The sequence below is a fragment of the Polaromonas sp. P1_E3 genome (genome assembly GCF_056405935.1).
Map to the genome: position 1 here is coordinate 1 of NZ_JBFUBD010000091.1, position 10,216 is coordinate 10,216.

The following is a 10,216-nucleotide window of genomic DNA, read 5'->3' on the forward strand; positions in this document are numbered from 1 at the left end:
TCATTTCCGCCACAAGCCCGGAAATCTCTCCGTATGTGTATTGCGTCAGCAAAGGCCTTCTTTCCGTATGGGGCCGCCGGTACAGCGCAAGCTGAAGAGACCGGAATGCTTCATCATTTTTTCCGGCGGCGCCGTCAAGAATCGCCCTGGCGAGGTAGTAGTCAAAGCCTTGGTCGGGAATCTTCACGCCACTCATGATCTTCTCCACACCGGATGTCTCTTTGGCCTTGACCGCGGCAAAGGCGTAGTAGGGCAAATAGGGTGAGGAAGGTGAGTAAATCCATTCGTCAGTCAGGTCGTAGAGAGTCGCGGCCTCATCAAAGATCGATTTCGCGGCGGCAAATTCCTTGAGTTTGATCGCGCGGTAAGCGTCCACAAAGTAGGCATGGATGGACCTCACGCGGGTTTTTTCCGCCGTTCCCTGCAATATCGGATTCCCACCGTAGATGAGCATGGGATATCCCGCTACCTTCCAGCGTTGTTGGTCCAGTTCGTCAACTACCCGTGACACCTCGCTGGAGGGCGTCCTGTCGGTTGTCGCAAAGCGCACGATATGAAAAGCCGCAGCGTTCTTGGCCTTGCCTGCGCTCCTGAACTCACTTTGCTGCGCCCAGCTCATGACTTCTGCTTCAGACAAGGCGCCTTTGTGGTGCCCGACCAGCACCGACTCCCAGATATGGGGATCTTCGCTCCCCTTTGCCAGCAGCGAAAAACCGCTCCAGGCCTCTTTGGAATGACCGCTGGCGTGGAGCATTCCCAGGTAATCCCGATGAGCGTAGGAGTCCTGATAACGTTGCGCACGCCGCAAGGTACCGGCCATGGCCCCCTGCATGTCACCCGCAAGAAGCTTCAGGCGCGTATCGCTGCTGATTTCGCTGGCCGCTCCCGAGCCTTGCGAAGCAGCCATTTGATAAAAAGGCCTGGCAAGGTCGAAATGGCCCGACCAGTAAAAATATGAGCCTGCCTCATAAGCGAGGTTTGCGGTACCGACACGGCTGTCTTCAGAGCCCTTCTTGAAGCCTTGGTAGGAATGGAACACCCTGGCAGCGCCGTTGACGTCACCCGAAGCAAACAACAGCTTGCCCAGATCCTCGTAGGAATTCCAGTAACCGGGAATCAGTTTGATGTTGTCCCGGTAGTAAGCTTGCGCAGCCTTGTCATCCCCGCGCCGCCTTGCCTGGGCGCCGAGCATGGTATTGAGCTGTGGAGAACCGACAAAACGCCCTTCAATGGACTTCATCAGATCGTTTTCCCGCTCCTCGGCGGGGAAAAACTGCCGGTAAAGTCCGGCCAGCTCTGAAACGACACCAATTTCAAAGGTGGTGTTCCTCAAGGCCGCAAGCGCGTTGTCAATTTGCGTCTGCAGCTTGCCGCCGTCAGCCCAGGTCTCATAGTAAGGACGGTAGGGGACATCGGCGTAGTAAAGCATGTCGTGATGTCCATAGTACAGACCGCCATCTGCGCCGAATTGGCGGTGCGCCCCCACCGCGACAAGCGATTGTCCTTGCTCCCAATAGACCGCGTTGAATGCGTTTTGGTGTGCCGACTTGATCAATTGCTCTTTGACGGCCCCAGCGGAATTTTCCGCGAGCTTCGTCTCCACTTTTGATTTTTCAAGAGCGTAATAAGGGTAGCCTTTATAAACTGTTTCGAGGCTATTCGCGAAGTTGGCAGCCACATTCGGACGTCCCTGGACGATGGACAAAAAATTGATGCGGCGCATCAGGTTGTCATGGCCAATTCCCTGAAGCAGCTCCAGATAGTCAAACGGGCCGGGCGTGTTGGATGAAGGTTCACAACACAACTTGGCCGTGTGTGCATCGATGAATTTGCGGCCGTGATGAAACACCGACAGATCCACGATTGATTGAACCTTGTCGGGGTCGGTCAACGGCAAAGTGGTGCGCGCCATCTCCGCCATGGAATAGCCCTTGACCGGCAATTCATAGTCAAGAAGCATTTTCAGCGAGGCATTGTCGTATTGCGACCAGATATCCGTCTCAAAAAATGCGCGCGTGACAATGAAAGGCCATATCTGCCCTGGCAGCTTTAATGCAGCCACTTCAGCAGTGGTTTTTTTCGTGATCGTCAAGCCATAGGCCGCACCGATCTTTTGCTCATCCAGCTTCTGGAGCAAGCGTTTCAGGGGGTTTTTTTCGAGTGCCGCCATTGCGTGCAGCTCGTGGATATTTCCATTCAGGGCGGCGAGCAGCGCTTTTTCCTCGGGTGTCTGCGGCTCGCCAAGCGCCTTGATGGCGGCCACGCGCAAACCCAACGTCTTGTAGATTCGCGCCCGAAGCGCGCGATATTCGGGAGATGCCGGCGACAAACGCAAAAGCGCAAGATGCGCTTTTTCTGCGAAAACTTCTTTCGTCTTTTCAATGCTGTCCGGCGTCAATGCGCTGTACAACAAAAAGGTATACGCATCCTGCGCCGGATTCCCGCCCGCCACCACAAGGTCCTTTGGAGATGGCGGCAATACCTCCAGCTCCAGCTTGCCGTCGATTGGTTCTGCAGGAGCTGACGTAGCGCCTGCGCCCACCGACCGGAGGATTTCCGGCAATACCGACTGGTACGCCTCGATGGCCGGAACCTCGTCACCAAATGGGATGTTCTCGAATTTCCTCCCTGCAATCGGAGACACCCAGACAGTGCCGTTTCGCGGGTCGCCCGCATAGTCCTGTGTCGATACGGTGACCGCCATTTTTCCTTTTCGGTCGTGCCCGACGTGGCCCCAAATGATGCGTTTGGCTTCCACCGCGTCAGCAAGCTTGTAAATATCATCCAGTTTGAACTGGCGCTGTCCTTCACCCAGCGCCTTTGCAACAAGATACGGGTCAGGAACTTTCACCTTTCGCGACTGGGCGACGCTTGAGGCGAGCTGTGCCGTCATGATGGACCGTGCGGCCCGGTCAACGCCCCACCCCGCCACCTGGAACGGTACCACCAGCACGTCAAATTTCCCGCCCGATAGCACCTTGGCGTAGAAGTCCTTTTCATTTCCCTGCCAATCGGATGCCTGCTTTGGATAGCGCAGCGGCAGGAACCGCTCCATTGCAAAGTCCGGAAAAGGCCTCGCCATCATGATCCTGTTCCGGGTAATGGCGCCCGCCCGTATTGAAGCCGCGTCAGCCTCTCGTTGCATCTTCGCTTCATGCTCGGCTGCGTCGCTACGAAAGGCCTGGAATTCACTGATACCCAGTGCGCCAATGCAGAGCAAGAAAACGCCGCATAGCGCGGCCGTGGACCGTTTCATTTTTTCTCCCTGGATTCATTGCCGTACCGGACCGGACGAGTTTTTCATGGCCGCCGGCAGCTCAGCGGGGAATCGTACCGTAGCCATCATCGCCAGACCTGCATCAGGCATCAAAGCGTGGTTTATCCGCACGGGCGATGAATACCCTTGCGCAAAGCCGACGCCGCAGAAGCAAACGCGCTGTTATAAAGTACGAGCCATGAAAGCGCCCGCCCTCAAAAGCCTGCAGGACCTCAAGGCCGTCAAGCGGGACATTGAAGCCCGTGCGAAGCTGGAGAAAGAACAGGAAGCCGCGCGCGTCGCAGCCGCTGCCAGGGCCAAAGCCGAGAAAGAACTTTTCTCGCGCGCGGTCGGCCCCGTCAAGGCCCTGCCGGCCAAACACCTGCCGGGCCACAAGGCGGCGTTGCCGGTGGCGCAGGCCGCGCCCATCCCGGTGCAGCAGCAGCGCGATGAACTCGCGGTGATGCGCGAAGCCATCTCGGACGAATTCGATGTGGAAACGCTGCTGGACACAGACGAGGCCCTGAGCTTCAGGCGGCCCGGCATGGGGCCTGACGTGGTGCGCAAGCTGCGCCGCGGCGGCTGGAGCATCCAGGGTCAACTGGACCTGCATGGCCTGCGCCGCGAGGATGCGCGCGAAGCGCTGGCTCACTTCATCAAGGACGCACACAAGGTCGGCTGGCGCTGCGTGCGCGTGGTGCACGGCAAGGGCCTGGGGTCACCCGGCAAGACACCGGTGCTCAAGGGCAAGGTGCAAAGCTGGCTGATCCAGAAGCAGGAGGTGCTGGCCTTTGTGCAGGCGCGGCCGGCCGAGGGTGGCGCCGGGGCGCTGGTGGTGTTGCTTGAGGGCTAAGCACACCCCTGTCGGCGCTCACTGCGTGTAGCGCCATCTCCCCTTGCAGGGGACGGCGCCCTGCGGTCCGGCAAAGCCGGTCCCGCGGCGCCCGCTGGAACTTGGGCACGGTTGCCTGAATGCTCAATTTGCTATCAATTCAATAGCTGCCCGCGCAGATCCTGATTGGGTAGAAGGCGTATTTGATGCCTGAAATCGTCCGAAAAAGGCCTCCGGGACATTCTTTTTGCCCGGTGGACATCAAAAACCTGGTTTGACGCCGCGAAAAGGCACTTTTACAAACAAAAAGTGCCTGTAGCCGAATCAGAACCTGCGCGAGCAGCTATATTTTTGATAGCAAGCCAGATTCGCGAACCAGCCCCGCTTCAGCCACCATGCGGTTTAAAGCCCGAACCCCGCCCGCCCGGCGTTGGCGCATTCATAGCCGTGCCTGAACAACAGCTCATACATTGATAGCGGCACTTTCTTCAATGAGGTCGGATAGGCAGCGGCCGCCCTGACACTGCCCGCGTCCAGCCATTCGCCGGCCGGGCAGTCAGCACCGGCGCGTTCGGCGACCTCCCGGGCGGTGGCGCCTATGCGCAGGTAGGCGGCGCGGCCGGGCTCGCGCGCGGCGTAGGCCATGAGTCCCCGGGCACGCAGCGCGCGAACCTGGTCGGACATGATGTCGGCCACGTGCTTGAGGCGAAAGATGCTGAGGGGGCCCATCGCAAAACCCACCGGCAAGGGCGCCCCCGCGTCAGACGCGATGATCACGCCGTCGATTTTGGGTTTGGGCCCAAAGCCGGCGTCAAAGAACGGCTCCAGCCCGAGGTTGTCGTACACGCCGCCATCGTAAAGATGGATGCGTGCAAAGCGGTCTTCAGCGGGCCGGGCCTCGTCGCCGGAGGCGAACATCGGCAGGTTCCAGTCAAAGCTGTCGGTCGGCAGAACGTAGGGACCGATCAGCCCCGGAAAAGCGGCCGACACGGCCATCGCGTCTCGCAGCGGCAGTTGCTTCAGGCGCGTGGAGCCCAGCATCCAGTCGCGCAGCGCATCGCCTTCAATGCTGGCGCGTTTGCCGGTTTCAGCGGTGGTGGCGTTCACCACCCAGGCCGGCGAAGCAGGAATGTCTTCCATCAGCGCGCTGATACCCCAGGTGCTGCCGATGGCCGACGCCAGCACGTTGGCACGCGACAGCGCAAAGCGCCAGTTGCGCGGGTGCAGCATGGCGCGCATGGCGGCTTGCTGCAGGTCTGTGGTGGTCAGCAACGTTTTCACGCGCGGCAACAAAACCTCCAGGCATTCCCTGCTGTCCGGCCAGCGCATTGCGTTGAGCTGCAGCAATAAGCCCACCAGCAGGCTGCCACCCGAGACGGTAGACACCTTGCTGACCCGCTCCAGCGCCCGGTGCTCGGCCAGGAAGCTGAGCACACCGCAGTGAAACACCATGGCGCGCGTGCCGCCGCCCGACAGGGCCAGGTACACGGGCTTCATGCCGCGGCCTCGCCACGCGCATCCAGGAGGAGCGGGCAATGCGCAGTGATCACTGGGGAGAAGCCGTGTTGCATGTTTTCTTCTTGGATGGGTTGCAACCCAGATTCTCCTATGCCTGCCGCCTCAAGTCCTGCGGCGAGTCCGGGCCGCCGCTGGTGCCAGCGTTTGCAGACCTTGCCCAGCGCCGGAGTCACCAAGATATCAGCGGTGACCGGTGCAGCCAGGCATCGGCCTGCACCTGGTCCAGGACGAAGTCCGCGACGTCCTGCCTTGCAATGGTTCCTCCGTGAAAACCGGACAAGTCTGTCAAGGCGCGGATCTTGCGCCGCGCCGGCTTGTCGTTCAGCACGGAAGGGCGCACCAGAACCCAGTCCAGCCCGCTGGCGCGGACGGCAGCCTCCTGCCGGTTCTTGTCGGCATACACCTTGCGCAGCAGCGCGGGAAGGATCAGCCGGTCGAACAGGAACCCGCCATGGCCGGCGCTGTCGCCCGCGCCCATGCCCGTGATGCAGACAAGGCGTGAAACTTTCTCTGCTTTCATGGCGCTCACGAGCGCCTGCGTCGCCGAGGAGAGAACGGTCACCTCACGCAACGGGCTGACCGGTGTGCCCAAGGCGCTCACGACGGCGTCACGGCCTCGCAGCGCCTGACGCAGCGCGTGTTCATCCAGGGCATCGCCGACGATGATCTCGGCACCCTCCAGGCCGCTTGCCTTCCCCGGAGAACGCACGAGCGCGCGAACGTCGAATCCCCGTGCAAGCGCTTCCCTGACGATCAGCCGGCCTGTGCCGCCGGTGGCGCCCAGAACCAGAATCTTCGGGCGGGCCGGCAAGATGCCGGCAGTCTTTGGTGTGTTCATGGCGTGCCTTTCAAAGTTCGCCTTGGGCGAGCAGTTCGCGGGTGCGTTTGAGCGTTGAGAGGAGCGCGGTTTTGTAGCCTTGTTCGCCGTCCATCCAGGCTTGCTCGGCCTGCTCTTCGGGGCCGCCCGGCATCTTGCCGCGCAGGCCGAGATACCCGTAAAAGCGCAGCTGGAGCTCTCCGGATTCGTCTTCGAACAACTCGTTGATGATCGCGCCTTCCCGCGGGCCGCTGGCCTGGAAGAAGGTCACCTTGCTTTCGGGCTCGAGGGCGATGATCTCGCGCAGGTCAGCGCCGGCGATGGTGGCTTCGCGGACGATGTGGGTCGCGCTTTCCTCGACGACTTCGCAGCGCGTGCAAAGCGCTGGGGGCAGGAAGCGGCGCGCGTCCCGCGCCTTGAGGACCAGGCCAGCCCACGCCTGGGCACGTGTGAGCCTCACCTCGCCTTGCGGATTGACGGGCACGGTAGCGGTTGAATAAATCATGGTGTGATTCCTTTGGTGTGGTTTGTTATACCGCTGGCTCTTATGCCGATGCAGATGCCGATGCGGATGCGGATGCGGAGATTTCGTTAGCGAACTCGCGGTACGAGCGCAGCGGACGTCCGAGCAGCGTCGTCAGGCGCTCGACGTCACCCGCTTCGGGAACCATCCCCACCGTGAGGAAGCGCTCGCTCATGAGGCGCATGTCGTATGCCATCCAGGGTGGCATGAAATTCAGCAGGTTCTTCTCAAAGCCGGCGGTGTCGTCTCCGCCATAGGTGATTGGGCGGTCCAGCACGGTCGACCAGATGGCAGCAACGTCATTGCCCGTCAGTGTGTCGGGGCCGACGAGGTTGATGCGCTCCAGAGGCAGCGGCGTCGAAGACTGTTCGCGGCGCAGCAGCTCGATGGCCGCGATCTCGCCGATGTCGCGCGCGTCGATCATGGCCAGGCCCTTGTTGCCGATTGGCATCGGATAAACGCCGTAACCGGTGACCACGTCCTTGATGGTGAGGTCGTTGTTCATGAAGTAGGCAGGGCGCAGGATGGTGGCGGCAAACCCCATCTCTTCGAGCATTCGCTCGACACCAAATTTGCCCGCGAAGTGGGGAACGTTCAGGTAGCGGTCGCTGTGGATCACGGACAGGTAAACGACACGCTCGACGCCGGCTTCACGCGCCAGATTGAGCGTGAGCAGCGCCTGGGTGAACTCGTCGGGGACCACGGCGTTGAGCAGGAACAGGGTGGACACGCCTGTGAACGCGCTCCGCAGTGCAGCGACGTCGAGCAGGTCACCTGGAACGACTTCGACGCCGGCGGGGAAGTTCGCCTTTGCCGGGTCGCGGACAAGTGCGCGCACTTTGGCGCCACGCTGTACAAGCTGCTGAACGACTTGGCGGCCGACGTTGCCGGTTGCGCCGGTGATGAGGATGGTCATGGAATTTCTCCGGTTTGTGTTGAAGGAGCCGCAATCTTCATTGATCCACCAAAGATCCGATAGCCGTTATATTTAGACACTTCGTCTCACTGGTGGAACATATGGACTTGCTTGCTCTCACCGACTTCAACCTTGTGGCCCGGCATGGCGGCTTTGGTCGGGCCGCCCGCGAATCCGGGCGCCCCAAGGCCACCCTGTCGCGCCGGGTGGCCGACCTGGAGAGCGGCCTGAACCTGCGTCTCTTCGAGCGTGGGGCACGGACCCTCAAGCTCACCGAGGAGGGTCGCTCGCTGTTCGAAAGGACCTCTGTCCTGCTGGCTGAACTCGACGAGACGGTCGCCACGATTGCCTCTGGCGGTGAGACGCCCCGAGGCAGGCTGAGGGTGAGTGCGCCACTGCTCTTTTCGCAAGCCGCCATGGGCAAGCTCGCCGCCCGGTTCGCGCTGAAGCATCGCGAGGTCCGGCTCGAGGTCATCCCTGAAGATCGCCCGGTCGATATGGTGGAAGAGGGCTACGACCTGGTGATCCGCGTCAACCCGGACCCGGACGAAAACCTGGTGGGGCGGATTTTCCTGAGGGACCGCCTGGTCGTAGTGGCCAGTCCCCAGCTCAACCGCCCGACAGGCAAGGCGCCCGTTCCGGTGGTGATGCGGGCTGGCGGGGCAGGCAACCCAAATGAACCCTGGGAAATGGCGGGAGGCGCTGAACAACGGTTCGCGGTGGACCCCGTGCTGCGTCTGTCATCGCTGTTCATGGTCCGCGATGCGGTCCGGGCAAATGTCGGGGCGGCGCGTATTCCCCTTTCGCTGGTCTCCCACGACCTCGCAGCCGGAACCCTGGTGCATTGGGGGGATGTGCCGGGGCCAGAGATTGCCCTCTGGGCACTCTACCCATCGCGCCGCCTGCTCAGCGCCCGCGTATCCGCCTTCCTGGACTGCCTGAAGGAAGCCTTTCCGAACGGATCACCGGATGAGTTGGCCGACTACATCGGAATGTGAGAACAGCATCATGCTCAGGACCGCGGTGCGGTGCGGCGGTCGCCATGGATGTGACCGAATGCTCATTTGCGTTGGGCTGAGGCCACTGGTGCGTGGAATATACCGTCGCATGCCCTTTTAGTTTCCACTCACACCGCGCCACACCTCATACCGGCGTCACATCCCGTTAGAGTCGCCTTACTAAAAACAAAGAGGAGTTGTCTGGATGAATGCGCAGCACAGAAAAAAACTTGGCATTGAAGAGGGCCACCGGATCGTCCAGAGGGACATCAAGGTGCAAGCCGACGAGAGCCAGGTCACGTCGACGTACTGGTACGACGAAATTGACGAGCGGGGAGAATTTGTGCGCGGCCATGTACTCAGGGAAACCAGCTTCATCCAGAAAGACAAGCAACCCGAGCCCTCAAAAGCAGCGCAAGATTCGCGCAACGGCGGCAAGGAAAATCCCGATGACCTGTCTGCCCATTCGCTGCACGCACACATCCGCGAGCGCATGTGGCTTCATAACGTGCTGCCGCACAGGCGGTATCGATGCAGCGTCTAGCGGGTATAAATACCGGCTGCATGCCTTATCAGACGGGCGCAAGCAGCTATACTTTTCATAGCACCCAGTGACCCGGCGTTGCGCCGGAACGTGGAGGCATCACTCGCCCCTGTTGCGCATCCAGTCTGCCGTCTGGAAGAACGAGGCATTGAGCCGCGTGCGCAGGCCTTCGTCCACCCCGGTCTCGCGCATGGCCTGGTCCATGCACGCGAGCCACTGGTCACGCTCGGCAATGCCAATAGAGCCGCCACCGGTTTGCTGCGGCATGTGGCGCATGCGCAGGCGCGGATGGCCGAAGCGCTCGGTGTAGTACTGCGGCCCGCCCAGCCAGCCGCATAAAAACCAGAAGAGGCGCTGGCGGGCGTTCTCCAGCGTGCTGCCGTGCGCGGCGCGCAGGGCTGTGTAGCCGGGCTCCAGGTCCATCAGGTCGTAGAAGCGCTCGACCAATACCTTGACGCGCTCTTCACCGCCTATCCAGGCGTAGGGGGTTTCGAAGGGGGGGTTTCCTGGGGGCTTTTCTTCTATCTGCATCTTTGGATTATCGAATGTTGGGGTTTTGGGTTGGTTGAGAGGGGCTTTTGAGCCGGTCTTACTCCAGCCCCTGCGCTCTTTGCTGCGTGTTGCTGGCCGGGGGTTGCCCGGCATGCAACTCACTTTCTTTTGCTTCGCCAAAAGAAAGTAAGCAAAGAAAAGGCGACCCTGGTTCCTGCGTCCCTTCGCTTCGCTGCGGGCAACCTGCGGTGCTCGGTCCAGACGGGGTCAAAAACAACTCGCTTCGCTCAAACAAGTTTTTGCCCTGATCCGTCTGGACC

Annotated in this window: 9 protein-coding genes and 1 pseudogene; 3 read left to right on the forward strand and 7 right to left on the reverse strand. The window is 60.9% G+C overall.

Features of this window, described 5'->3' with window-relative positions; genetic code table 11:
* The coding region (locus AC1D0Z_RS11780) for a tetratricopeptide repeat protein (RefSeq protein ID WP_477658433.1) at window positions 1–3,256 on the reverse strand (3,256 nt) is incomplete at its 3' end.
* Between the two features lie 199 nt (window positions 3,257–3,455).
* On the opposite strand from AC1D0Z_RS11780, the gene AC1D0Z_RS11785 reads away from it, so the two are divergent.
* Window positions 3,456–4,109, forward strand: coding sequence for a Smr/MutS family protein (locus AC1D0Z_RS11785; protein ID WP_477658434.1), 654 nt, complete (start codon window positions 3,456–3,458; stop codon window positions 4,107–4,109).
* 381 nt (window positions 4,110–4,490) lie between these two features.
* On the opposite strand, the gene AC1D0Z_RS11790 is transcribed toward AC1D0Z_RS11785, so the two are convergent.
* The 4 genes from AC1D0Z_RS11790 to AC1D0Z_RS11805 form a co-directional block, all read right to left on the reverse strand.
* The gene (locus AC1D0Z_RS11790) at window positions 4,491–5,585 is read right to left on the reverse strand and encodes a patatin-like phospholipase family protein (protein ID WP_477658435.1); all 1,095 of its coding nucleotides are present in this window, start codon (window positions 5,583–5,585) and stop codon (window positions 4,491–4,493) included.
* A gap of 190 nt (window positions 5,586–5,775) precedes the next feature.
* Window positions 5,776–6,444: an NAD(P)-dependent oxidoreductase gene (locus tag AC1D0Z_RS11795; protein WP_477658436.1), complete on the reverse strand. Its 669-nt coding sequence runs from the start codon at window positions 6,442–6,444 to the stop codon at window positions 5,776–5,778.
* A 10-nt stretch (window positions 6,445–6,454) separates the two neighbouring features.
* Window positions 6,455–6,928 carry an AtaL-like protein gene (locus AC1D0Z_RS11800; protein WP_477658437.1) on the reverse strand — a complete coding sequence of 158 codons (474 nt, stop codon included), beginning with the start codon at window positions 6,926–6,928 and terminating at the stop codon, window positions 6,455–6,457.
* 40 nt (window positions 6,929–6,968) lie between these two features.
* Window positions 6,969–7,862, reverse strand: a complete 894-nt coding sequence (locus AC1D0Z_RS11805; protein WP_477658438.1) for an SDR family oxidoreductase — start codon at window positions 7,860–7,862, stop codon at window positions 6,969–6,971.
* A 101-nt stretch (window positions 7,863–7,963) separates the two neighbouring features.
* On the opposite strand from AC1D0Z_RS11805, the gene AC1D0Z_RS11810 reads away from it, so the two are divergent.
* Window positions 7,964–8,860 carry a LysR family transcriptional regulator gene (locus tag AC1D0Z_RS11810; RefSeq protein ID WP_477658439.1) on the forward strand — a complete coding sequence of 299 codons (897 nt, stop codon included), beginning with the start codon at window positions 7,964–7,966 and terminating at the stop codon, window positions 8,858–8,860.
* Window positions 8,861–9,065: 205 nt separating this feature from the next.
* Window positions 9,066–9,404, forward strand: coding sequence for a hypothetical protein (locus AC1D0Z_RS11815; RefSeq protein WP_477658440.1), 339 nt, complete (start codon window positions 9,066–9,068; stop codon window positions 9,402–9,404).
* Window positions 9,405–9,503: 99 nt separating this feature from the next.
* Here AC1D0Z_RS11815 and AC1D0Z_RS11820 read toward each other — a convergent pair whose 3' ends face one another.
* Both AC1D0Z_RS11820 and AC1D0Z_RS11825 read right to left on the reverse strand, forming a co-directional pair.
* A complete protein-coding gene (locus tag AC1D0Z_RS11820; RefSeq protein WP_477658441.1) occupies window positions 9,504–9,935 on the reverse strand; it encodes a group II truncated hemoglobin in 432 nt (143 codons plus the stop codon).
* Window positions 9,936–9,993: 58 nt separating this feature from the next.
* Window positions 9,994–10,216 (reverse strand): annotated as a pseudogene (locus AC1D0Z_RS11825) (hypothetical protein); the annotation flags it as partial.